Here is a 23291-nt window from a genome sequence, read left to right on the forward strand (position 1 = left end):
TGTGGCGCGGCCAGTCGTTCCGAATCAGAGTTGGCCCGCGAAATGCATAACCATTGTTGCACTGGCCGCGGGGTGCTGGAGCAAGACAAACGTGACCAACTGGATCGATTCCGGCGGCCATGAGCCGCGTCTGTACAGTGCGCGTCCCACCAATTGCGAAAGACGACAACGGCGAATTCGCCACGCGACACGCAGGCGAACCATGACAAGGTTCGGCTGTACCTTGCTGCTGATTGCGCTTGCTGCCCCGTTCGGGCACGCGCGCGATCGGGGCCAGTTCGTCAACACCAGTGCCGAATTGAAGGCCTGGTTCGACAGTCTGCGCAGCGGCAAGGGGCCATGCTGCTCCGATGCCGACGGCTCGGCGATCTCGGACTCCGATTGGGAGAGCAAGGACGGGCACTATCGCGTCCGCGTCCCGCGCTATGGCTACATGCGCGAAGGCCAGCAGCAAGAGCTGGTCTGGGTCGACGTCCCCGAGGAGGCCGTGATCTCGGAGCCGAACCGGGTGGGGCGCACCATGGTTTGGCCGATCTACGGCTACATGGGCGTCGCGATCCGATGCTTTATGCCCGGAAGCATGACCTGACCGGGCAACAGCTCGCCCGGTCTCGGTGGCGCTCGATGCGGCCGTGCCGTCTCAAGTGTACTTCTTGTCGCGCTCGAGCAGCTCGATGGAGATGCCTTCGGGACCGCGGATGAAGCACACGCGGACGCCCGGCCGGAGCGTGGTCGGCTCGCGCGTGAAGACGACGCCCTTGGCCTTGATCTCGGCTGCGACGGCATCGATGTCCTTCACCGTGAGCCCGAAATGGTCGAGGCCCTGATGCGGATGCAGCGGCGGCGGGCTGACCACATTGTCGCCCTCCACCGGCGCGATGAAGATCTTTGCGCCGCCGAGCTGCACGTCGATCCGCCCCGGTGCGCGCACGATCTCGCCGCCGAGGATATCCCGCAGCCAGGCCGCCGTAGCTTCCGGATCGGGGCTGCGCAGATGGACGTGATCCCAAGTGACGGCGAACGGCATTTCAACTTCCTCCCAACGGTCTTGCCAACGGATATTGGCGGCGTTGCAGCGCATATTAGCGATCCGGACCGGTGATCGCCACCATGCGTCTTACCCGCGATTCGCTCGCCCGCGGGAACCTTAGTTCGTCCCGCGGATTGAGAAGATGCCCTGGCCGGCATTCGGTGATGCACCCATGAACGCAAGGTTTGGCCGGATCGGAATGGGAAGCCGCGTCAATAAGGGCGAGGATTTGTCACGGACCGCGCCTGCACCAAGCATCTGGCTCAAGCGCGGCCTGCTGTGGCTGCTGGCCGCGATCATCACCGGCTGCGCCGTCTCGATTCTCATGCCGCCCTCCGAAGGCAATGTCGGGCAAACCGAGCCGGTGAGTTTGGCGCTCGCAACGATTGATCCGACTGCCACGGCAACGGCGTCGGAGACTTCCGCTGCGGAGCCCGTGGGGCTCGACCGGCTCAGAATCTCCTCGCAGACCTGGCGCCGCGGCGGGCTCGGTTCGAAGGCCCTGGTGACCTTCACCGTACGAAATGACAACGACTATGCCGTAAAGGATGTCGAGATCGTCTGCGCCTTTGCGCGGCGTGACGGCAGCCATCTGACCGACCGCAGCCGCGTGCTGGCCGACACCGTGGGTATGAAGAGCCGCAAGACCTTTGCCCGCGTTCCCGTCGGCTTCGTCAATGTGAATGCCGATCAGGCCAAGTGTTCGCTGGTCACGGCGCGGCGTGCGTAAAGGCCGCGTTTCACTAGCGGAAAAGTTACCGTCCCTGCCTCTTGGTCAAAAAACTTGGCGTTGCCATTTGAACCATCGGGCAGGGGGCAGGAACAAACTAAAAGATCGCCTGTTAAGGCGAAGAGCCCGCGCGGATGCGGGGGCGGAGCGCGGTCAATGCCCATCTTTCGCTATTTCATGTTCGTCGGTGGAGCGCTGCTCGCACTGTTGTTCGCCGCGGATTTCGTTTGGCCGGCGCCGCCGGTTGCGCAGGCCGTCGCGACAGCAGGCTATGACCAGCCGTTGATCCGGATTCGGTCCGATCGCCATCTGCCTGATCGTATCGTGCTCGACACCACTCAGCCGACGATCGCAGCGCCGGTGGTGAGGACGGCTGCCGTCGCGGCGCCCGAGCCGCCGGCGCAGGCGGACAAGCTGGCCGAGATGTCGGCGAAGGCGCGGGTGCGCGAGACCTTCGCCCAGTTCACCCCTGCCGGGGGGAAGGCCGATGCGTCCTCAGCCAAGAAGGCCGACGCCAAGCCGGAACCCCAGGTCCAGGTGTCGCAGGTCCACGCTCCGGCCCAACCGAGGCGCAAGGTGGCCAGGACGCATCTGGCCCCGCAGCGCGGCCAGCCGATGATGCTGGTGGCACAGCAGCCGCATTTCGGTCTGTTCGACATGACCTGGTGAAGAAGGGGTCTGATCCGCCCCAGGAGGGCGGCTGGGGCTTTTTATTGTCCCACCTCTCTGCTAATTCGAAGCCATCCGAATGCCCCGGTGCACTGGCTTGCCAGCGATGACCCGGGGTATTTCGGTTGTGGCCCAACACGCGGTCAGGCGCTCGTAGCTCAGCTGGATAGAGCATCGGATTTCGATTCCGAGGGTCGGAGGTTCGAATCCTTCCGAGCGCGCCATTTGCGAGTATGCGCATCGGGTCCTGAAGGCTTCGACGGGCGCCCTATGCGCGAGCCGCTAGGTGGCCCGAAGGCTGGTCTGCCGGCCTCGCGCCAGCGTCTCCGAGGGGGTCTCGTGGAAGGTCGCGCGGTAAGCCGCGGCAAATTCGCCCAGATGATGAAAGCCCTGAGCACGCGCGCAAGTCGCGACCGTCGTGCCGCCGCCTCTGAGCAGGCGCGCTCGGGTGGCCCACAGCCGCTTCAAGCGGATGTACCGATGCAGGCTCATGCCACGCACCTTGGTCAAGGCGCCGCTTAGTGTCCGAATTGAAACGCCGAATTCGTTGGCGAGATTCGCCGTGTAGATCGGTGCGGTCGGATAGGCCGTCACGAAATCGTCGATCCGCTGCACGAGCCTGGCGGATCGCGCGCCCGCAATCGAGGCGCTGCGATTCGACCGCGGATCAATGTGGAACAGGTCGTCCATCGCGAGCAGCAGGCCCTCCTGGAGATGCGCGGCGACATCCGTGGCTTCGAACATGCGGGGCTCCACGGACGCGGTGCGCAGTATGTCGAGCACAAGCTGTCGCGCGTGGAGCAGAGCAGTGCCCTCGCCGATGCTGGTCCACAATGTGTCGGCCCGATCGAACCACCCGCGATCCCTCAGAGCGGGCGAGAAGATGATCAGCGCGTGATAATTGGTTTGAAACTCGACGAAATGGCAATCATCGTTACCGCGCAACGCCAGGAAAAAGCGTGAGTCGAGACTGATCCCGTTCGAACTCGCTCGCAGATCGTCGCTCATCGGCAGGATCACCATGCCGCCCGGCGCGCGATACGCGGTATCGAGGATGCGCGCAAATGATCTCGCCACCACGATCTGGCACGCCGGCAGGCTGACGATTGCCCGCGCCGCCGCGAAGTTGGTGACATCGAGAGGAATGCTCCGGGCATGTTCGATCGACTCCACCGGCCGAAACGCGTCGACGTCGGCGAACTTGATCAGCTGGAGCGCGGAAGACGGGGCGAGAGCGTCGAAGAACATTTGTCTGGCCGGAAATTGAAATGTGACAATGAAATGAGCGGCAGTGCAGTCCCATCAATGACCAAACATCGCGATTCAGTAAACGGGATACCGGTCCGTAGTATTACTGTTATCATCTCATGGGGACGTCGGATTGAGGCTACCATCAACGTTCTCGACTCATCGGTTGACCGGAGGCGAGGTCGATGAAATGGAGGCGCGTGCAGGCGGGACAGGCAAACGCCTCAAAGCTCCGCCCTTCCTGTCTTTGCTGCTTCTCGAGATGCGTCTGCACGTTCATACCCGTCTGAGGGCATTGGAAAACGATCAAATCAGCCATCGGTGCAGAATGACGGCACGACGAATTTAATCTTTGATCTAGATCAGTTTTGGACGCTCCCCGCCCACCCCTCCGACGCGCGCCCACGCAACACGCTTCTCTAAAAAGCGAAGGGGCCTCAAGGGCCCCTTCAGATCTCACCAGCGGCGATAGCCGTGATAGCCGTAATAGCGCGGACGCGGTGCGTAATAGCGCGGCGGCGCATAATATCCGGGACCATAGCCGTAGCCGTAGGCATAGTTCGGACGCCACCAGCAGCGTCCCCAGGCATTGCAGACCATCCGGACCTGCTCGACGTTGCCGGCCTGCGGTGTCGCAGGTGCAGGCGCAATAGGCATGGCGGACGCCACCGGCGATGCCGCGAGGGCACCCAACAGGGACGCGGCGACGAGGCCAATCTTCAACTTCATGATGTCTTCTTCCTCTGCTTACGCAATACAGTTATCGAAGATGTTCTGATCAAATTGTGGCGGACTCAAAATGTAACGCTGATGAACAAACCGCCAGCCATCCGCCGCAGCCCTGATCCAGCGCCGCCAAGCTATCCCGGGTTTGCGCCGATCGCCAATGCCAGGGCCAGCGCTGCAGCCTTCCGGATCGTCGCCGCCATCCTTTGATCCTGCGCAATTTACACGGCCCGCTTCCAATTTAGTCTTGTCGCGATAGGCCGCCTTTCCTGGCATTCGAAGCGCATGTCCGGCCGGCCTCACAGATTGTTTGGAGCAGTGCAATGAACAAGATGAGGATCGACAAGGGCGACTGGCTCATCGTGTGCGACGGCCGCAAGGCGCTCATCCTGGAAAATCTCGGCGACGAGATGTTTCCGAACCTTCACACCAGGGAGGTCCACGAACAGGCCAATCCCGCCACGGCCGCACAAGGGACTGATGCACCCGGCAGGCTGCATGCGGCGGTCGGCGGCGCCCGGAGCGCACTCGAGCAGACCGACTGGCATGATGAGGCCGAGCGGGCCTTCCTGCGTGGCCTCGCAGGACGGCTCGACATCGCGCTCAGCTCAGGCGAGACCTCAGCCCTGACCATGGTGGCCTCGCCGCGCGCGCTGGGCATGATCCGTATGGATTATTCGGACGCGGTGCGCAAAGCGCTTCGAGGCGAGGTCGGCAAGGACCTCGTCAAGCTGCCGGTCTACGAAATCGAGAAGCAATTGCTGCTGTCGGGGGCCGCCGGCTAAGGCGCCCGCCCGTAGGGGCACGCCGTCGGCGCCACTCAGTAACAGGGGTGCCGGCGACGGTCCTGGCCGACATAGGCGGCGGCGCTCTGGTAGCAGTGATTGGTCGAAGGGCCGTCGTAATAGGCGAAGGTGCCGGCGGTGAGCCCGGGGCCGTAATTGTGCACATAGCTGATCGGGTAGGGCAGCGGATTGGTGTAGTGGTGATGGTACCGGTGATGCACCCGTGCCTCCGCGAGGCCGGGGGCTAGGATTGCGGCCGACAGGGCAGCAACCGCGGCAACAAGTTTCAGCTTGCTCATCTCGATTCTCCGGAACCCACGCTTAGAGGTCGGTTCCTTATAGCCATTTTGGGCGGGGTGGGCACCCATCCAGAGGCCGTAAACGGGGGCTCATCCCGCGGATTCCCGGGCGGGTGTGGCCGAAATGCCGGAGCCGGGGGGCGCGATCCGCCCATTTTTGGCCTTTTCGGGATGCTTAACGAATTCCCCACACAAGTATGGCCAAAGAGAATTCGGTCAAAGATTCCTCCCGCCGGGCCTTTGGGGTGCTGTTCAGGCCGGTTCGTTCCTCGCAAGGTTTTCGCCGACACGCTGCCATGCGCATCACGCTCCTCAGCCTGCTGTTGTTCTTCGTCGCGGCCGCCACGCCAGCGCGGGCGGAGCTGCACATCACCCGCGACCACGGCGGCTACGTCGAGGAGTACAAGGCCAAGTACAAGCGCGTTCGCGAAAAAGGCGAGCGCGTCATCATCGATGGCATCTGCAACTCGGCCTGCACCCTGGTGCTCGGCATCGTGCCGATGAACAAGATCTGCGTGACGCCGCGCGCGAGCCTCGGCTTCCACCAGGCCTATTACGACAAGGCCTTCACCTTCGGCATCAAGGTCACCAGCTCGGAAGGGACGTCGGACCTGATGTCCTATTATCCTGATACGGTGAAGGACTGGATCCGCCGCAATGGCGGGCTGACCACCGACATGAAGAAGATCAAGAACGGTGTCGAGCTCTGGAAGATCATCGATCCCTGTCCGGACGAATGGTGAGCGGCTGATCCAGCCGCCGCGCGCGTGGTCGATCATGCGCCGCAACATTCAACAGCCGGAAATTCGCGTTGCCGCATCGCCCTTGGTCGGGCATTGAGGGCGGCAATGAATCAAAATCAAGACCCCTCCCTGACCGCGCGGGCGGCGCCGGTCCTGTTTGTGGTGCTCTGGAGCACCGGATTCATCGGCACCAAATACGTCGTCAACAATGCCGATCCCTTGACCTATCTCGCCATCCGCATGGCGGTGGTGGTCGGCCTGATGGCGATCATCGCAGCCATTGCCCGCCCGAAATGGCCTGATCGCACCGGCATCGCCCACAGCGCGGTCGCCGGCATTCTTGTCCACGGCTTTTATCTCGGCGGCACCGCGATCGCGATCGCGCACTCGATTCCGGCGGGCCTCTCCGCGCTCATTCCAGGGCTTCAGCCCATCCTGACCTCGACCATCGCCAATCGCTGGCTCGGCGAGAAGGTGACGCCGGTGCAATGGTCCGGGCTTCTGCTCGGCCTTGGCGGCGTGGTGATGATCCTGCACAACCGCCCCATGACCGGCGAGGCCGGGATCGGTTGGCTCGCCTCCGTGGTCTCACTGATCAGCATCACGCTCGGCACGCTTTATCAGCGGCGCTACTGCAACCAGATCGACTGGCGCGCCGGCAACCTCGTGCAATATGTGGCCGTCACCGTCTTCTTCGCGGCCGGAGCCTTCCTGTTCGAAGATCGCGTGGTGCATTGGACGCGCGAGTTCGTGCTGGCGCTCGGTTGGCTCGCCGTGGCGCTCTCGATCGGATCGATCGGGCTGCTGTATTGGCTGATCCGCCACGCCGCGGCGACCTCGGTCGCGAGCCTGTTCTATCTGGTGCCCGCCGTCACGGCGCTGATGGCCTATCTGCTTTTCGACGAGAAGCTCGACGCGCTGGCGATCGCCGGCATGGCGATCTGCGCGGCCGCGGTGTTTGTGGTGAACCGACGCTCTTAGATCGAGGTTCGGCCCTCGATATGCATCCCTGACGTGCGCGGCGCGTCGTGCTAGGCTCGTCGCATTTCAGCTTCCTTTTCGGCACGGTGACTTCCATGAAGAAGGCCAAAAAGAGCGTCGGGCGCGCACTGCTCGGCAGGTCCACCAAGCCGGTTCGGATCGCCTGCATCAACTACGCCGGGGGGGAGATCGACGACCGAACGATGGGCAAGCTCACCGCGGCGCTCCAGAAATGCTACGACGAGCATTTCCTGCCGGTGTGGGGCTATCCGGTCGAGCTCTACGTCACCCGCAAGCCGAAGCGGACCGATTGGCAGCTCGTCTATTTCGACGACGCTTCGCACAAGAACATGCTCGGACGCCATGAGCTGACACATCGGGGACAGCCGATCTCGAAGATCTTCGTCAAGGCGCTGGGTGACGAGCCGGTCAGCGTCGCGGCCTCGCACGAGCTGTTCGAGATGGTGCTCGATCCCATGGCCAATCTGTGGGCCGACAAGAATCGCCACACGCAATATGCCTATGAGGTCTGCGACGCCGTCGAGGAGGATTCCTTCGTGGTCAGCGGCTTTCCGATGTCGAACTTCGTCTATCCATCCTGGTTCGAGCCGTTCAAGCATCCCCGCGGCACCAAATTCGACCACAAGGGGACGCTAAAGGAGCCGTTCTCGATGACCGAGGGCGGCTATCTCATCAAGAAGGTCAACGGCCGGAAGGTGATCAGGGCGTTTGGGTCACCCGAGAAGCGGCGGCGCTTCGCGAAAGAAGACCGGCGCGGCCATCGCAGCGAATTTCGCGATCCGCAAGGGGTCCATCATCCGGGCCGGCGCGCATCCAAACGGGGAGCGTAGGGCCACAGCGGAGGATGATCTCCGGGCGCGCGCCGCACCCGGAGACCCGCTCGAAATTGCGGTCAGCGCTTGGCCTTGCTGGCCTTCTTTTTCGACTTGGCGGCTTTCTTCGGAGCTTTCTTCGGAGCTTTCTTGGCGCCTTTTTTGGCGGCCTTCTTCACGCTCTTCTTGGCTGTCTTCTTCGCCGACTTCTTTGCGGCTTTCTTCGTTGTCTTCTTGGCCTTCTTTTTGGAAGCCTTCGCCTTCTTCGGCGCTACTTTCTTCGCGGTCTTCTTGGTGGCCTTCCTGACCTTCTTGACGGCAGTGACTGCGGCGTCCTTGGTCGCTTCAACGGCGGTGGTGATCGTCTCCATCGCTTGTTCGGTGATCGGCTTGTCGTCGTCCATATCGTCCCCCAATGTTTGAATGGTGCGACGACGATAGCGGGTTTCAAAATTGTGTCAAAGCAGTGCTCAACCTTTGCGGATCTTGGCGTAGGCGGTCAACGCACGCTCGCGCCTCTCGGCATGATCGACGATCGGCCGCGGATAGGTTTTGCCGAGGGTAATGCCGGCACTCGCCAGCTCGATCGGCGTTGCTTGCCAGGGCTGGTGAATGAGCTTCGCCGGCAGCTCCTTGTTCCGGCACCCAGCGCCGGACATAGGCTCCATCAGGGTCGAACGTCTCACCCTGAAGCATCGGATTGAAGATGCGGAAGTAAGGCGCGGCGTCAGCGCCGCAGCCGGCGACCCACTGCCAATTGGCAGGATTGCTGCCGGCATCGACCAGCGTGTCCCAGAACCAGCTTTCACCCTCGCGCCAGGCGATCAGGAGGTGCTTGACCAGGAAGGAGGCGACGACCATCCGGACTCGTTATGCATGACGCCGGTGTGCCAGAGCTCGCGCAGGCCGGCATCGACGATCGGATAGCCTGTGCGCCCGCGCTGCCAGGCGGCGAGCGGCTGCGTGTCAGCTTTCCAGGGGAAGTCATCGAAGCTGGTTTGCAGGTTTTCGGTGGCAAGGTTCGCTTGGCGTGATCAGGAGTCTCCTCGTTTACAATCTGTAAAGCATGTCGCAGTGCGAAGGCCGTTAATGCGACCGTAAGCCGATTGCACGAATATGCACGAATTACGGGGGTCATTCCATTCATGTCCAAACTCGCGACGGCGAAATTCCTGCCGCAATTCAAGCTGGGCACCAAGGCCGTGCTGTGCGCCGTGCTGCTGATCGCCGTGAATACGGCGCTGGTGGTCGGCGCCGGCTATTGGTCGCTCACCACAGCCATCAATGATCGCGCGTTGCGCGACATCGAGGTCAATCTGCGCACGCTGGCGCTCGCGTTTGCCGAGACTGCTTCCGACGCCAGGATCACCATGAAGGATGGTGCTGTGGCGCGCGCCGAGATTCCCAAAATGCCCGACTTCAAGGATCACGCCATCGTCGATCGCGCGGTGTCCTATGTCGGCGGCACCGCGACCCTGTTTGTGTTTGACGGCGCCAGCGGCCAGTTCGTCCGCCGCTCGACCAACGTGAAAAAGGAGAATGGCGAGCGCGCGGTTGGCACCCAGTTGGCCGCCGACCATCCGGCGCAGGCCCTGCTGCGCCGTGGCGAGGCCTACAAAGGGCCGGCGACCTTGTTCGGCAAAACTTTCATGACCGCCTATCTCCCGATCGCAGATGCAAGCGGCAAGGTCGCCGGCATCCTCTATGTCGGCATCCCGATGGCGCAGTTCGAGAGCATGTTGGCCCAGGCGATCGCGAGCATGGCGGTCGCGGCAGCCGTCGCGGCGCTGCTGGTCCTGATCCTCACCATGCTGGTCGTCCGTCGTGTTACCCGGCCACTCACCTCGGTCACGCACTCGCTGACGGCGCTCGCCAATGGCGAGAGCGACGTCGCGATCGATTGCGAGGACCGCGCCGACGAGATTGGCGAGATCGCCCGCACGGTCGCGGTGTTCAAGAGCAATTCGTTGGAGCGGGCGCGCCTGCGCAGCGAACAGGCGGCGGCCTCCGCCGCCGCGGTCGAGCAGCGCAAAGCCGACTTGCGCAATTTCGTCGAGGAGTTCCGCGGCAGCGTCGGCGGCATCCTCGACGAGGTGCTGCACTCGTCCGGCGAATTCGAGCGCGTTGCGCGGCAACTGACCGACACCGCACGCTCCACCGCCGATCTGTCGGCGCAGTCGGCCGGCGCGTCCGAGACCGCCTCCGACCACGTGCGCTCGGCGGCCTCAGCTTCCGACGAGCTGTCCCAATCGATCTCCGAGATCACCCGCAGGGTTCAGGAATCAAACGCGATCTCCGCCGAGGCGGTGCAACAGGCCGAGGCCACCGATCGGCGCATCGCGCAGCTCTCGGAGGCAGGCGCGCGCATCGGCGACGTCGTCAAGCTGATCACCTCGATCGCCGAGCAGACCAACCTGCTGGCGCTCAACGCCACCATCGAGGCGGCGCGGGCGGGCGATGCAGGCCGCGGTTTCGCAGTGGTGGCCCAGGAGGTCAAGACGCTTGCCGGCCAGACCGCCAAGGCGACCGACGAGATCTCGAACCAGATCGCCAGCATGCAGCTCGCGACCGAGGAGTCGGTCACAGCCGTCAAGGCGATCGGCCAGACTATCGAGCGCATCAGCGGCATCGCGGGCTCGATCTCGGCTGCGGTCGAGCAGCAGAGGAGCGCGACTCAGAATATCGCAGCCAGCGTTCGCGCCGCGGCGTCCGGCACGGCGGATGTCGCCGTCAACGTCCGTCATGCCGCCAAGGGTGCGAGCGAGACCGGCGAGACTTCGAGCCGGATGTTTGCTTCGGCCCAGGCGCTGTCGGGCGAGAGCCTGCATTTAAAGGCCGAGGTCGACGGCTTCCTCGACCGCGTGCGTGCGGCTTGATCTAGATCGTGATGACCGCGGTCTCCTCGACCGCGGGTCTGTTGCTGGCAGACCGGTTGACGGCGTGAGCCGTCACTTTTGGCCGTTATTTGGGCTGCGGCACGATCCGGATGTACGGCTTCGGCTCTTTCCAGCCCTGCGGATAGATCGTCTTGGCCTCGTCGTTGGAGACCGAGCCCGCGATGATCACATCGTCGCCCTGCGACCAGTCGGCCGGGGTTGCGACGCGATGCTTGGCGGTGAGCTGGAGCGAATCGATGACGCGCAGAATTTCCTGGAAGTTGCGGCCCGTTGTCATCGGATAGACCAGCACCAGCTTGATCTTCTTGTCCGGCCCGATGATGAAGACGTTGCGGACGGTCTGGTTGTCGGCGGCGGTGCGGGTGAGGGGATCGCCCGAGATCGCGGCCGGCAGCATGCCGTACAGCTTGGAGACGTTGTAATCGGTGTCGCCGATCATCGGGTAGTTGGGGGCGGCACCTTGGGTCTCCTTGATGTCCTCCGACCATTTCGAATGGCGGTCGACCGGATCGACCGAGAGGCCCATCAGCTTGACGCCGCGCTTGTCGAATTCCGGCTTCAGCTTGGCGAGCGCGCCGAGCTCGGTCGTACAAACTGGCGTGAAGTCCTTGGGGTGCGAAAACAACAGCGCCCAGCTGTTGCCGATCCAATCGTGGAACTTGATCTTCCCTTCGGTTGTCTCGGCTTCGAAGTCTGGGGCGGTGGCGCCGATCGGAAGTGTCATGGTTCTACCTCATCGTATTGGATTTGCTGCGGAATCTGTGTCGGACCGTGATGGCCAGTATAGGGTCTGGGCGATCGCAAGTGAACTGCTTCAAGTAAAATGTGAATTCCTTCCCTGAAACGCCGATTTCCTAGCACCTTCGTGCTACGGCAGCGCCTGCGGCGAAACACCTCCACCAGAGCCACACGGTCTCGATTGCCCCGATAAAGCCTTTTATGACCCGCATCACGCTCGCCCGACGTTTGATGGAACCAAAATGGTCCTGACAGCGACCAATTGGCAACCATTGAGAAAAGTCGCGATCCCCGTATCGAATCATTAACCACCCCTTTACGCCCGCATGAAAATGCTGGTCGATCAGAAGAAATCTGGAAGTGAACTATGTCTGCCGTACTGCCTAAGCCAGTTGAGTCGCCGTCCCTCGAACCGTCCTGCCGCGATACCGCAGCTCATGCACTCTCCGTCGTGCGCGACGGCGTGATCACGGGCGAAGGCCCGACCACCAAGGGCCGGGTGCACTTTTCCCGCTCCATCGATGCCGATGATACCGCCTGGTGCGCGCGCATCCTGACGGCCGCGGCCGTCAACGACCAGCCGGTCAGCCGCGGCGAGGCCGAGGCGCTGTTCGAGATCAACGAGGCCGCGACCGAGCGCACCGACGGCGGCCGGTTCGATGACCTCCTGGCCAAGGCGGTGGCTCACTACGCCGCGAGCGCCTCGGGCCTCAAGGTGCCGCCACGCAGCGTCGCGCTCTCGGCCGAGTCCGACATCGAAAGCTGGGCGCCGTCCTATGCGTCCAAAGTCAACAGCGAGATGCTGGAGTGGATTGCCGGCCAGATGCGCGGCAAGCGCCACAACAACCGTCGCCTGATGGCGATGGTGGCGACCTTCCTGGGCGCCACCGCGCTGCCTCTGGCGGGCCAGTTGCCGAACGTGTTCGACATTGGCATGTAAAATTCGCGCCTGAGATTTTAGCGCGCGAGACAGCGGCGGGGTTATTTCCCCGCCGTTTTTTGTTTGCCGGCGTTCGGCTCAAGTCCCAGCGTGCGGCCAGGGAAGCCGGCAGCATCGAAATAGCGCTGGCTGCCGACGCGCTGGAGGTTGAGCACGGTCTGAAGTCCGTTTTCGGACATCTTTGATTTCTCGACGGCCTTGTAGGCCTTCGGCACGATCCCGTTCGGCAGCGCTTCCGACATCACCCGGCCGACCAGGCCGCCATTGTGCGAGCCGCGCAGGCCAAGCAGCTGGGCGGCGGTCATGCCGACATCGGCATTGCTGACCGGCAACTCGTCGACGAAGCCGGCTTTGAAGTCCGGTCCGATCGCAGCCATGAAGTTGAAGGTATCGCCGCGGCTGAAGCTGCCATGCATGCCCTGGCCCTGCCGCAGCACGGTGTCGGCGACCTCGACCGAGCAGTTGGTCGGCGCCTCGCCGCAATCGCTGGCATAGGAGCGGAAATTGACGACGATCGCCGGCGTCGGCGTCGCCGCCTTGCCGCGCAGATTGATGCTCGACAGCGGCAGCGTGCCGGGGAAGCGGCCAAGTGAATCGTCGACAAACACGCCGGAGACGTAGTCCTGGTCGAGCAGCGCCTTGATGGTCTTCGCCGCCAGTTTCTTGTCCTTGTTCGGCAGATAGATCAGGTCCGAGCCGCCATTGGTGGCGACGACGAGCTCGGGCTTGGCCGGATCCTTGCCGAGCACGCCATTGCCGGCCTTTGGATGCGCATTGCCCGTGACGGCCGCGTTCTTGTCGTTAGGGTCGAACAGCGGCAGGTCGAGCGCCTTGGCCAGATCGAGAGCGACGAAGCCCATGGGCAAGAAGTCCTTCGGCGTATCGTCATAGCTGACCTTCGCCGAGGGGCTGGTCTTGCTCTCCTTGGAAATGGTCGAGAATCCGTGGTCGGCCTGGACCATGATGTTGGTATTGGCGGCAAGCCCAAGCTCGTCCAGTGCCTTGCGGAGCTGGGCGAGGTTGTTGTCGGCGTTCTTGATACCGGCCATCGAGGTCGGGCCGTTGATGCCCGGCAGGATGTGGTTCAGGCTGTCGCCGGTGTTGTGCTGGCTGCCGTCGGGATCGCGCGACCAGAACACGAGGACGAACGGCTTGTTGCGGGCCTTGAACATCGGCAGCACGACCTTGGTGGCGACATCGGCGAAATAGGCCTGCTGCCTAACGTTGGCGACCGTGGTGCCCGGCGTCTTGGCATCGCCCGCCTTGGCATTGTCGCCACGTGACGGAGCGGCAACAGGCAGCCCGGCGTTGGTCAGCGCCGCCTTCACCTCGTCCGAGAGCGGTACCCCATTCTTACCCCCGGTGGCATCGTCGAACACGACCGAATGCAGGCCGGGCTTGTCGGCTCGGTCGGTGTGATCCCATTGATAGGTCGGACCATGCTTGCCCAGCGCGGCGGTGCTGAAGCCCTTGTCTCGGGCCAGCTTCAGGATCGTGTCCTCATTGAGATAGTCGCCCTTGAAATGCTCGTCGATGTCGCCGAGCACCGCGTCGTTCTCGATGAAGGGGACCACGGTGTCGCCGGCCGGGACGGATGTGTAGTTGGTCCAGATCGTGTTGGAGAACACGCCGGTGTCGCCGAGATAGTGGCCGGTCGACATCGCCGAGCCATTGGCCATGGTGAACGTCGGGAACAGCGAATGCGAATTCTTGAAGTTGACGCCCTTGTCGCGGACCTCGGCCATCGCCGGTGCCGTTTCGGGCGTGATCTTCAGCGCGCGCAACCCGTCAGGGATGAACAGGATCAGGTTGCGCGGGGTGTTGTTCTGGGCGGAGGCAAGCCCGCTAGGAAGTCCGGTGGACAAAACTGTCAGTCCGGCGGACAGCAACACCAGTGAGCGGCGCATCAAATCTCTCCCTGCCTGCAATGAGGCGGCTTGGCGGCCGACCCCGACCGCCGCCTTCGTTTAGTTTGGCTAAATGACAGTTTAGTTACAAGAGCCACCGGCCATGCAACAGGTGCAGGGAGAGCGACCTTGTTGCCATGGTCTCGTGAGTGCTCCCAGGGTGAAGCAGTGGATCGTTGCGCGGCGCGGTTAGGCCGCCTCTCAGCGGAACGAATCGTCGAAACCAGATTTCCAAATTCAAATCGCTAGAAAATTTTTGCTTGTTGGTATCGTCAATCAAGGCATGAGGCTGGCGGTCACTCTGGCGCGGTGAGCACTCGTGGATCTTGGGTAGGCACTGGCCCGGGCTTCGCTGTCACCGGATCGCCTTTGGAATTGGCAAGATCGCGCCGTAGCGAACGCGGCGCCGCCTGGAGCGCGAAGATGATGGCGATCTGGGTTCGGTTATGAAGGCGGTATTTGCGCATGATGTTGCCGATATGCGCCCGCACCGTGTTCTCGGAGATATTGAGCTCGAAGGCGATGTTCTTATTCTGCAATCCGCGCGCGATGAGCATCATCAGCTCGCGCTCGCGCGGCGTCGGTCTGATCAAGTCTTTTGGATCCGGGCTCATGACTGGCTCCTCCCTGGTGTTGGTTTGATGGTGTGGCCATCCCGGCCGTTCTCACTCCGTCTTGAGCGCCTCGATTGGACTGAGCTTGGACGCCTTATGTGCGGGATAGAAACCAAACAGGAGGCCGGTCGCGATCGAGAAGGCGAGGGCCAGGGCAATTGCTTCACTGTCGATTGAGGTGATCCACCCGGCCATGCGCGCGACCGTCATCGAGAGCGTGACGCCGCCGAGAACGCCGATGGCGCCGCCGAGGAGGCAGAGCACGAGTGCTTCACAGAGAAACTGGAGACGGATGTCCCGCATCCGTCCTCCGAGCGCGCGGCGGATGCCGATTTCCCGGGTGCGCTCGGTCACTGACACGATCATGACATTCATGATGCTGATGCCGCCGACAAGCAGCGAGATCGATGCGATCGCGACGAGCAGGAGCGCCACGGTCCGGATCGCGCCCTGCTGCGCTTCCATGGCGGCGGCTGGATCCTGGACCTTGAAGTCGTCCTCCTGGCCGGCGGCGATCCGATGCCGCTGCCGCAGCAGGTTCTCGATCTCGGATCTCGCCCCGGTCATCTGACCGTCGGCGGCCACCTTCGCAATGATGTAGGCGACCGAATCCCGGTTGATGTTGCTCGCGCTGCCAAGGAAGCGCAGCTTGGCCGTGGTGAGGGGGACGAACGCGACATCATCCTGGGCCGGTCCCTTGCGATCGAGCACGCCGACCACCTCGAGCGGGACCTTCATGATCCTGATCTGTGCGCCGATGGGATCATCGCCCGGCGCGAACAGTTCGCTGGCGACCGTGCTTCCGAGGATCACGACTTTTCCGGCGGCGGCCTCTTCGGCGCTGGAAAAGTAGCGTCCGGACGCGAGCTGCCAGTCGCGCACCATGAAGTGCCCGGTCGTCGTGCCATTGATCGTCGTGTTCCAGTTCTTGCTCTCGTGGATGATTTGAGCCGTTCCTGCGATCGAGCCGGCCGCGGCCTGGATCTCCGGAATTTGCTCGATGATCGCCTGTACGTCACTTTCGGTCATCGTCAGCTTGGTGCCTTCCTTCAGACGCACGCCACCCTGATAGACCGCGCCAGGCGTGATCATCAGCACGTTGGCCCCGATCGAGCGTATCTGCTCCTGGAGACGCAGTTGCGCGCCGGCGCCGATCGCGAAAACCGTCACGATCGATGCGACGCCGATCACGATGCCGAGCATGGTGAGGAAGCTGCGCAACGGATTGAGGCGCAAGGCGTGCAGAGCGATCTGGAACCCCTGGAGCATCGTCATGACACAACGCTCCGCTTCGGCACCACCGGGGCTTGCGTCTCGTCGCTGACGAGTTCGCCGTCGTGCAGGCGGATGGTGCGCCGGCACCGGGTTGCGATGGCCGGATCGTGCGTGATCATCACGATGGTCTGGCCGGTCTGGTTGAGCGCGGCGAACAGCGCCAGGATCTCGGCACCGGTGCGACTGTCGAGTGCGCCGGTTGGCTCGTCGGCGAGCACGATCAGCGGGGAGGCGATCAACGCGCGCGCGATCGCGACGCGCTGCTGCTCGCCGCCCGACAGCTGTCGCGGGAAATGATGCGCCCGGTGCAGCATGCCCACTGCTTCAAGGCTCTGTTCGGCGCGGGCAAGGCGCTCCTTGTGGCCCACGCCGCAATAGACCAGCGGCAGGGCGACGTTCTCGATCGCGTTGTGGCGCGCGAGCAAATTGTAGGACTGGAACACGAAGCCGATGCTGCGGGCGCGCAAGGTCGACCTGCGGTCTTCCGAGAGCTCGGCGACGTTGGCGCCCTCGAGATAGATCGCGCCCTCGCTCGGAAGATCGAGCAGGCCGATCATGTTCATCAGCGTAGACTTGCCGGACCCCGAAGGTCCCATCACGGCGAGGATCTCGCCCGGCTCGATGTCGAAGCTGACATTGCGCACCGCCGTCACCGCGACGCCGCCCGTGCGGTAAGTCCTGCCTACGGATCGGAGGCTGATGAGGGGCGGGAGCGCTGTCATGATCCGAACCTGATGCCGAGAAATTCCATGCCGGCCGGCCGGATCGCCTGTCCGACGGCGACCTGGCTGCCCTCGACGAGCTCTCCGCTCTTGAGCGCGACCTGTTCGGTGCCCGCGGCACCGACGGTCACGGGGATACGCTGAAGCGCGCCATTGGCGGTGCGCACCCAGACGCCGCTGCGCCCAGGAGCCGTGTCTGCCCGCGCGCCCGAGGGCTGGAAGCGCAGCGCGGCCAGCGGCACTTTCAGCACGTTGTCCTGCTGCTCGATCACGATCTTGACCAGGGCAGTCATTCCGGGGAGCAGCGCGCCGTCGAGATTGGAGGTCGCCAGCACGACGGTGTAGGTGACCACGTGCTGCTGATTCTGCGGCGCCTTGCGCACCTGGCGCACCACCGCTTCGAAGCGGCGGTCGGGGTAGGCGTCCACCGTGAAGTGCGCCCGCTGGCCGGCAGCGATGCGCCCGATATCCGCTTCGTCGACCTGTGCGTGGATTTCCATGTCTTCCAGGCGATGGGCGACCACGAAGGTGGTGCGGGACTCCAGGCCGACCGCCAGCGTCTGGCCTTCGTTGACGAACCTGCCGACCACGACCCCGTCGATCGGCGAGCGGATCACGGTGCGGTCGAGATCTGCCTGGGCCGCCGCAAGGACCGCGGCCTTCTCCGGCACCGCCATTCGGGCCTGGTCCAGCTCGGCCTCGATCCGGCGGACGTCGGCCTGCGCGCCGTCGACGGCGTAGGCATTCAGGGACATGAGGATCTCGGCCTCGCGCTCCTGGGCCATGCGCGCGGTGAACTCCGTCTGGGCGTCGTCGACCGTCGACGTCGCCACGACGTTTTGCGACTGGAGTGCCAGCTTGCGTTGCAGGGTCTTCTGCGCCGACGCTTTGACTGCCTGAGCGCTGTCGAGCTTGGCTGCGAGTACGTCCCTGCTGCCCTTGGCGTTTTGCAGGTCTATTCTGGCACGATCGAGCTTGGCCCGCTCGATGTCGACGAAGGAGTCGGCGACCGCCAGCGCGGCCTTGGCTTCGTCGACCTTGGCTGCGAAGCTGCGGGGATCAATCAACGCAAGCGGCTGGTCCTTGCTGACGCTATCGTTGAAATCGACATAGACCCTGGCGAGCTGCCCGGACAGTTGCGAGCCGACCTCGATGGTCTTGACGGGTTGCAGGGCACCCGTGACGGTCACGGATTGTTCAATGCTGCCGCGCTGAATTGCGGCGTAGCGGAACAGGGGCGCATCCGAGCCGAAGGTCGGGGTTTCGCCGCCAGGCTTCAGGAACTGCTTCGTCGACCGATAGGCACGGCTGGCGCCGTCCGCGGCGCTTCCGGCCGCGCCCGCGACGAGGTCCGGTACCGCGCCATAGATGGCGGCGAGGCCGCATGCAGTTCCAAACAGCACAATGACTGGCACAAATCGCATATCAAAAGCCGCCTTCTTGAAATAACTATGCTGGCGGAAACGTAGAACACTCGCGCAATGGTTGTATTCAGCCCGAGCTAATGCCGCTGTCTCGAGGATATGTCGTCATTGATAGTGCGACGGTCGGGTGCTCTCCATGATCCAGAAGTAAAACCAACGGTTGCGACTTTTCGTGACTTGCGCACAACCCATACTCGCCGTATCAAAAACATGCGCGCGGTATCGAACTCGACAAGCTCACTGAACGTCCCGTCTGGTCTGGCCCAATCGGCTGCCCGTCGGCGTTCAAGTCGGCGCATGAGTAGCGATGCCATGACGCAGCTGGCGATATCTCGGCCGCAACGCCTGATCACCGCATTCCGGATCGCCACATTCGTGATACGGCGCCTCGCCATGGTTCCGCGGTCGGCGGCGTCAAGTCTTTCAGATCACGAAGCCCGATATGTGAACGCATTCACTCGTCTTGGGCGCGTGCCCGCCGTAAGACCTCACATCGGCGAGTCGTCGCGACGCGACTCGACTCTGTTCTCGCCGATGCACTCAAGCACCTTGTTACCGCTTGCAAGAACAATGGTTGGCTCGTTGCTGGAACATCGAGCGCCAAGTCCGGGAGCGTATTGCTATGAGTTCAAATCAAGCCACAGTTTATGTTGTTGACGACGAAATCCAGATAAGAAACGCGCTTGGCAGCCTTTGCGAGGAGACGGGACATCAGGTGAGGCTTTTCGCCTCGACGGACGAGTTCCTCACCGAGAGTCTTTCCGGCGGACCGTCATGCCTCGTGCTCGACGTCCGCTTTCCCGGCACGTCGCCGACCGGGATCGAGCTTCAACGCAGGCTCGCTGAATCGGGCGTGCCGATCCCGATCGTCTTCATCAGCGGCCATTCGGACGTCCGTATCACCGTCGAGGCAATGAAGCGCGGCGCCGTCGAATTTCTGCCGAAACCCTTCCGTGAACAGGAGATCCTCGATGCTATCAGGCACGGTATCGAGCGCGATCGCAGACGGATGGAGCGCGAAGACTCGGTGCGCGAGGCCCGTCAGCGCGTCGAAACTCTGACCGCCCGAGAACGGGAGATCATGCTGCTGATGGCGGAAGGACTCGTCGCCAAGCAGATCGCGGCAAGACTCGGGGTCAGCGAGGTGACCGCCAAGGTCCATCGCGCCAGGATGATGCGAAAGCTCGAGCTGCGTTCGCCGATCGAAGTGGTGAGGTTGATCGACAGCATGGGTCGCGAGATGCCGCACAACGTCTAGTCCGTACCGATTAGCATGAACTGCAGTCTGTCGCGCAGTCCGCGATCGGTTCAGAGTGATCCCACGATGTCGACCTCCTCCAAGACCGGCATCTTTAACTTGGTCAGATCACTTGAACAGAAAGGGATTACTCCATGCGCAAATTTCTCCTCGCTTCCGTTGCCGTGTTCGCTCTGTCTTCCGCGGCGCAGGCCGCCAACACCTCGACCACGGTACAGCTCGGCATCGTCAATGGTTCGAGCACCACGCAGAACGGGCTCACCAATGACAGCTCGTCCACCACGCAGGTCGGCCTCCTGAACGGTCAGACCACGATGCAGGGCGCAAGCTCGCCCTCGCTCAACAACGCCAGCACGGTGAACCAGATTGGCATCCAGAACTCGTCGAGCACTGGCCAGGTGGCCTTCGGCAACAACGGCAGCTCCGTCACCCAGAATTCGTTCGGGCCTGCTGCCCTCCAGAACAATGCCGCCGGCATCGCGCAGATCAGCGCCTTCGGCGTCAACTCCAGCACCGTCTCGCAGACGGCGCACTGAACCAGCCCCGTTTGGCCGGGCGCGCCACAGCGCGGCGCGTCCGGGCCATTCTCGAAAGCACCGCAATCGGGCCGGTCGACCCAATGAGGCGTCGCTCGCCGGCTTTCGCGGAGGAAAATGACATGAGAACCAAATTTATTGTCGCGACAGCCGTCGCAATCAGCTTGATGACCGCTGTCGATGCCCAGGCCGGCAACTCGGCCAGCGTGTTGCAATTCGGCGCAACCAACAACTCCTTCATCTCCCAGAGCGGCGGGACCAGCAACAGCGCCACGACGTTGCAGTTCGGTGCAACCAACACCGCGACGACCTTGCAGATCGGCTCGCTCGCCACCGTCAACAATTCGGTGATCGGGCAGGGCGGCACCACGGCGACCGCGACCAACACGGCGCTGACCGGCCAGGCCGGCGGCTCCAACACGAGCTTGATCGGGCAGATCGGCGCGAACAATGCGGCCGGCGTCGCCCAGCTCGGTATCCTGAACGGCTCGACGATTCTCCAGCAGGCTCCGTAATCCCGGCGAGGCATGTCATGAAACATATTCCAGGGCTCGCCTGCGTTGCGTTTCTCGCGCTCGGTTGTGCAGGCGCAGGATCGGCGGATGCACAGACCGCCGATATCAAAACCATCGTGTCGATCGGCGGCCCGCCCGTCGTGCTGAACCAGAACAGCCAGCTCAATGCCGCAGGTGTGTTCATGATCGGCGGCAGCACCAGCGCGACGGTCGTGCAGAACGGCACCAACAACGCCACCGGAATCCTGCAATTCGGCGGAACGAATTCGACCTCGGTCGGGCAGGCAGGCGTGAACAATATTGCCTTCGTCGGCCAGACCGGCCAGTCGGCGACGAGCCTCGTGTCCCAGCTCGGCACGATGAACACGGGGACCATCGCGCAATTCGGCGCGGTGAACTCATCGACGGTGATCCAGAAAAGTCCGTGAGAGACGCGACCTCGCCGTCGTCGGGGTGTGAAGTGTTGATGGGGCAAGGCGATGAGATATAGTAGCGGGCTCTTGGCACTGGTGACGTTGTCGGCCGCCATCAGCGTTGCGTCAGAGGCATCCGCGGGATCCAGGCCAAGGCCGCCTATTGGCGGATTCGCGCACTCCCAGACCAACGGGAACGTGAGCATCGAGACGGTGGTGGAGTTCGGCAATAATCCGCAGCCGGTCACGATCGTCGAGAACAGCAGCATCAATATCGCGCGGGTAATCGAGATCGGGACGGGCACCGTCGATGCGACCGTTGTGCAGAATGGGACGCGCAACTATGTCGATGTCATTCAGGTCGGCGGCACCACCAATGCGCTGATCGGCCAGTCCGGCGTGAGCAACATTGCGGATATCACCCAGGTCGGCACCTCGACCAATGCATTGCTGCTTCAGGTCGGTGACATGAACACGGGAGCGGTCAGGCAGTTCGGACGCTTCAACTGGCTGGCCATATTCCAGTTCGCACGATGATCAAGGCAATGAGGTATGAGATGAAATTCCTCCTGCTCGCATCCGGAATGGGCCTCATGACCGCGATTGCGATGACACCGGCCGGGGCCGGGGAGGCCGGCGACGGCCACACCACCGTGGTCCAGGACGAAAACGGAACGGCCGTCATCACACAAAGCGGCGATCCGGCGCAGGCCGAGGTCAAGGTCGACAAGGAGCCCGGCCGCACCACCGTCTATCGCCGCAGCGGCGGCAATACCGCGATCGTGTCACAGGGCACGGGCAATGCGCAGGACATGCTGGATTGGCTCCGGAAACAGCAGGGCCGCTGACGCGCCCCAGCCCCGCGCCCCGTTAATCCTGCGCCTTAACCAATAATTAATTATACATTTGCGGGCGGGCGATGGGCCGGCCTAGCGTGCAATGGGGAGCAGTATCGCGAAGCCAAACGAGTTGGTGCGTATCATGATGTCCAGACCATATGGGGCGTTGCTCGCCTCGCTCAGCGCAGCCGCGCTGCTCCTTGCTTCCAGCGACAGTTTTGCAAGACCCGGTGGTGCCCCGCATGGCGTCGTGGCCGCTGCCGCGCCACCGGCCGCAGCACGTCCGCCGATCGCGCCGGGAGCGCGGTTCCGCGGCCGCAACAATGGCTTCAATAATCCTTGGGTTTACTGGGCCGGTGGCGGCGGTTTCGTCTACGACGGCGCGACCTACAGCGATCCTTTCGCCAATGCCGGGCAGCCGGTCTCCAACGAGGTGCGCTACACCTACACCTATGACGTTCCCTGGGACTGGGCTCACCGCTTCCCGCCGAATGTCGTGCCGTCCGACCGGCCCTATGTGCCGAGCTGTCCGACGGAGTCCGTGACGGTGCCTGGCCGCGGCGGCGGCGAGCACACCGTCAACGTCATGCGTTGCTATTGAGCGGCGTGCTTTGTTAGAGAATTCCTGCCGCGGCGGCGTGGTCGCGGTCGGACTGCTTGCGCCTGACCGTCGCTAGCTCGCGGCTGCAGGCCTCAAATGGTTTGGTATCCGGGCGCAAGCCGAACTGTCCGCAGACATCACGATCCTCGTCCGCAATGACCCGTGCCAGCTCCGCCTCAGCGCTCTCGCGCATCGCGGGACCCGAGATCAACAGCGTGTGCAGCCCGAACGCCGCCACGACGGCAAGCAGCAGCGCCGTCGCGAGCGCGGGGCGCGCCAGATCGCCTGCAGTGTGCCGAGGAGGGCGGACCCTGGTTCTGGCTTCGGTCATGAAATCCTCACTTCAATGAAAACAGCGATTGGCGAAAAAAAGACGTCGTGCAAAGGGTCTTCGAGCCGGCCCCGCAAAGCAGGGATCCTCACCCCTACACGTTGGGCGGCCGCGGCCATGTGAAACAGATTACAATAGTTCCAGTCGGGCTGGCCGAGTCCTAGTCACGCGAATCTAAAGTTCGCCACATAAAGTTTGCTGGGCTTTGTGACAGAAGCGTTTGACGGAAGCCAAGAT

Annotated in this window: 28 protein-coding genes, 1 tRNA gene and 1 pseudogene; 17 read left to right on the forward strand and 13 right to left on the reverse strand. The window is 63.0% G+C overall.

Features of this window, described 5'->3' with window-relative positions:
- Positions 1–91 precede the first annotated feature (91 nt).
- Positions 92–589: a hypothetical protein gene (locus tag AC0L2O_RS32275; protein ID WP_409188286.1), complete on the forward strand. Its 498-nt coding sequence runs from the start codon at positions 92–94 to the stop codon at positions 587–589.
- A gap of 51 nt (positions 590–640) precedes the next feature.
- On the opposite strand, the gene AC0L2O_RS32280 is transcribed toward AC0L2O_RS32275, so the two are convergent.
- Positions 641–1027 carry a VOC family protein gene (locus AC0L2O_RS32280; protein ID WP_409192855.1) on the reverse strand — a complete coding sequence of 129 codons (387 nt, stop codon included), beginning with the start codon at positions 1025–1027 and terminating at the stop codon, positions 641–643.
- A gap of 175 nt (positions 1028–1202) precedes the next feature.
- Between AC0L2O_RS32280 and AC0L2O_RS32285 the strand changes: the two genes are divergently transcribed.
- The 3 genes from AC0L2O_RS32285 to AC0L2O_RS32295 all read left to right on the forward strand — a co-directional run bounded on the left by AC0L2O_RS32285 (position 1203) and on the right by AC0L2O_RS32295 (position 2653).
- Positions 1203–1760 (forward strand): hypothetical protein, encoded by a 558-nt coding sequence (locus AC0L2O_RS32285; protein ID WP_473372618.1) that lies wholly within the window; start codon positions 1203–1205, stop codon positions 1758–1760.
- 156 nt (positions 1761–1916) lie between these two features.
- Entirely contained in the window at positions 1917–2429 is a 513-nt protein-coding gene (locus AC0L2O_RS32290; RefSeq protein WP_369723156.1) for a hypothetical protein, read from the forward strand.
- A 147-nt stretch (positions 2430–2576) separates the two neighbouring features.
- Positions 2577–2653: transfer RNA gene (locus AC0L2O_RS32295), tRNA-Arg, on the forward strand.
- 58 nt (positions 2654–2711) lie between these two features.
- On the opposite strand, the gene AC0L2O_RS32300 is transcribed toward AC0L2O_RS32295, so the two are convergent.
- Complete coding sequence (locus tag AC0L2O_RS32300; RefSeq protein ID WP_409188288.1) at positions 2712–3677, reverse strand: AraC family transcriptional regulator; 966 nt, start codon at positions 3675–3677, stop codon at positions 2712–2714.
- A 456-nt stretch (positions 3678–4133) separates the two neighbouring features.
- Positions 4134–4406 (reverse strand): hypothetical protein, encoded by a 273-nt coding sequence (locus AC0L2O_RS32305; protein WP_473372619.1) that lies wholly within the window; start codon positions 4404–4406, stop codon positions 4134–4136.
- 320 nt (positions 4407–4726) lie between these two features.
- On the opposite strand from AC0L2O_RS32305, the gene AC0L2O_RS32310 reads away from it, so the two are divergent.
- Entirely contained in the window at positions 4727–5188 is a 462-nt protein-coding gene (locus tag AC0L2O_RS32310) for a host attachment protein (RefSeq protein WP_369723159.1), read from the forward strand.
- A 35-nt stretch (positions 5189–5223) separates the two neighbouring features.
- Here AC0L2O_RS32310 and AC0L2O_RS32315 read toward each other — a convergent pair whose 3' ends face one another.
- Positions 5224–5487 (reverse strand): hypothetical protein, encoded by a 264-nt coding sequence (locus tag AC0L2O_RS32315; RefSeq protein WP_409188290.1) that lies wholly within the window; start codon positions 5485–5487, stop codon positions 5224–5226.
- A 296-nt stretch (positions 5488–5783) separates the two neighbouring features.
- Between AC0L2O_RS32315 and AC0L2O_RS32320 the strand changes: the two genes are divergently transcribed.
- From AC0L2O_RS32320 to AC0L2O_RS32330, 3 genes are all read left to right on the forward strand, one after another.
- Positions 5784–6230, forward strand: a complete 447-nt coding sequence (locus AC0L2O_RS32320; RefSeq protein ID WP_369723161.1) for a hypothetical protein — start codon at positions 5784–5786, stop codon at positions 6228–6230.
- 105 nt (positions 6231–6335) lie between these two features.
- The gene (locus AC0L2O_RS32325; RefSeq protein WP_473372620.1) at positions 6336–7211 is read left to right on the forward strand and encodes a DMT family transporter; all 876 of its coding nucleotides are present in this window, start codon (positions 6336–6338) and stop codon (positions 7209–7211) included.
- Between the two features lie 95 nt (positions 7212–7306).
- Complete coding sequence (locus AC0L2O_RS32330; RefSeq protein ID WP_473372621.1) at positions 7307–8062, forward strand: hypothetical protein; 756 nt, start codon at positions 7307–7309, stop codon at positions 8060–8062.
- 62 nt (positions 8063–8124) lie between these two features.
- On the opposite strand, the gene AC0L2O_RS32335 is transcribed toward AC0L2O_RS32330, so the two are convergent.
- Both AC0L2O_RS32335 and AC0L2O_RS32340 read right to left on the reverse strand, forming a co-directional pair.
- Complete coding sequence (locus tag AC0L2O_RS32335; protein ID WP_409188291.1) at positions 8125–8448, reverse strand: histone; 324 nt, start codon at positions 8446–8448, stop codon at positions 8125–8127.
- A gap of 43 nt (positions 8449–8491) precedes the next feature.
- Positions 8492–9048: pseudogene (locus tag AC0L2O_RS32340) on the reverse strand (FAD-binding domain-containing protein).
- A gap of 141 nt (positions 9049–9189) precedes the next feature.
- On the opposite strand from AC0L2O_RS32340, the gene AC0L2O_RS32345 reads away from it, so the two are divergent.
- On the forward strand, positions 9190–10920 hold the full coding sequence (locus AC0L2O_RS32345) for a methyl-accepting chemotaxis protein (RefSeq protein WP_473372622.1): 1731 nt from the start codon (positions 9190–9192) through the stop codon (positions 10918–10920).
- Between the two features lie 85 nt (positions 10921–11005).
- On the opposite strand, the gene AC0L2O_RS32350 is transcribed toward AC0L2O_RS32345, so the two are convergent.
- Complete coding sequence (locus AC0L2O_RS32350) at positions 11006–11665, reverse strand: peroxiredoxin (RefSeq protein ID WP_409188293.1); 660 nt, start codon at positions 11663–11665, stop codon at positions 11006–11008.
- Positions 11666–12046: 381 nt separating this feature from the next.
- Between AC0L2O_RS32350 and AC0L2O_RS32355 the strand changes: the two genes are divergently transcribed.
- Positions 12047–12619, forward strand: a complete 573-nt coding sequence (locus AC0L2O_RS32355; RefSeq protein ID WP_473372623.1) for a hypothetical protein — start codon at positions 12047–12049, stop codon at positions 12617–12619.
- A 41-nt stretch (positions 12620–12660) separates the two neighbouring features.
- On the opposite strand, the gene AC0L2O_RS32360 is transcribed toward AC0L2O_RS32355, so the two are convergent.
- From AC0L2O_RS32360 to AC0L2O_RS32380, 5 genes are all read right to left on the reverse strand, one after another.
- Positions 12661–14526: an alkaline phosphatase family protein gene (locus AC0L2O_RS32360; protein WP_473372624.1), complete on the reverse strand. Its 1866-nt coding sequence runs from the start codon at positions 14524–14526 to the stop codon at positions 12661–12663.
- A 296-nt stretch (positions 14527–14822) separates the two neighbouring features.
- Complete coding sequence (locus AC0L2O_RS32365; protein WP_409188294.1) at positions 14823–15140, reverse strand: response regulator transcription factor; 318 nt, start codon at positions 15138–15140, stop codon at positions 14823–14825.
- A 51-nt stretch (positions 15141–15191) separates the two neighbouring features.
- Positions 15192–16415 (reverse strand): ABC transporter permease, encoded by a 1224-nt coding sequence (locus AC0L2O_RS32370; RefSeq protein WP_473372625.1) that lies wholly within the window; start codon positions 16413–16415, stop codon positions 15192–15194.
- A complete protein-coding gene (locus AC0L2O_RS32375; protein WP_369723169.1) occupies positions 16412–17137 on the reverse strand; it encodes an ABC transporter ATP-binding protein in 726 nt (241 codons plus the stop codon). Before AC0L2O_RS32375 ends, AC0L2O_RS32370 begins: the two co-directional genes overlap by 4 nt.
- Positions 17134–18561: an efflux RND transporter periplasmic adaptor subunit gene (locus AC0L2O_RS32380; protein WP_473372626.1), complete on the reverse strand. Its 1428-nt coding sequence runs from the start codon at positions 18559–18561 to the stop codon at positions 17134–17136. Before AC0L2O_RS32380 ends, AC0L2O_RS32375 begins: the two co-directional genes overlap by 4 nt.
- Before the next feature lie 622 nt (positions 18562–19183).
- Here AC0L2O_RS32380 and AC0L2O_RS32385 point away from each other — a divergent pair.
- The 7 genes from AC0L2O_RS32385 to AC0L2O_RS32415 all read left to right on the forward strand — a co-directional run bounded on the left by AC0L2O_RS32385 (position 19184) and on the right by AC0L2O_RS32415 (position 22723).
- Positions 19184–19819 (forward strand): response regulator transcription factor, encoded by a 636-nt coding sequence (locus tag AC0L2O_RS32385; protein WP_369723171.1) that lies wholly within the window; start codon positions 19184–19186, stop codon positions 19817–19819.
- A gap of 134 nt (positions 19820–19953) precedes the next feature.
- Positions 19954–20355, forward strand: a complete 402-nt coding sequence (locus AC0L2O_RS32390; protein ID WP_369723172.1) for a curlin subunit CsgB — start codon at positions 19954–19956, stop codon at positions 20353–20355.
- Positions 20356–20477: 122 nt separating this feature from the next.
- Positions 20478–20870, forward strand: a complete 393-nt coding sequence (locus tag AC0L2O_RS32395) for a curlin (protein WP_473372627.1) — start codon at positions 20478–20480, stop codon at positions 20868–20870.
- Between the two features lie 17 nt (positions 20871–20887).
- Positions 20888–21298, forward strand: a complete 411-nt coding sequence (locus AC0L2O_RS32400; RefSeq protein ID WP_473372628.1) for a curlin — start codon at positions 20888–20890, stop codon at positions 21296–21298.
- A gap of 183 nt (positions 21299–21481) precedes the next feature.
- Entirely contained in the window at positions 21482–21820 is a 339-nt protein-coding gene (locus AC0L2O_RS32405) for a curlin (protein ID WP_409188298.1), read from the forward strand.
- A 20-nt stretch (positions 21821–21840) separates the two neighbouring features.
- Positions 21841–22131 carry a hypothetical protein gene (locus tag AC0L2O_RS32410; protein ID WP_409188299.1) on the forward strand — a complete coding sequence of 97 codons (291 nt, stop codon included), beginning with the start codon at positions 21841–21843 and terminating at the stop codon, positions 22129–22131.
- A 133-nt stretch (positions 22132–22264) separates the two neighbouring features.
- On the forward strand, positions 22265–22723 hold the full coding sequence (locus tag AC0L2O_RS32415) for a hypothetical protein (protein WP_473372629.1): 459 nt from the start codon (positions 22265–22267) through the stop codon (positions 22721–22723).
- Between the two features lie 13 nt (positions 22724–22736).
- On the opposite strand, the gene AC0L2O_RS32420 is transcribed toward AC0L2O_RS32415, so the two are convergent.
- Positions 22737–23054 (reverse strand): hypothetical protein, encoded by a 318-nt coding sequence (locus AC0L2O_RS32420; RefSeq protein ID WP_409188301.1) that lies wholly within the window; start codon positions 23052–23054, stop codon positions 22737–22739.
- Between the last annotated feature and the right edge of the window lie 237 nt (positions 23055–23291).

The organism is Bradyrhizobium sp. Kon10, assembly GCF_055807395.1.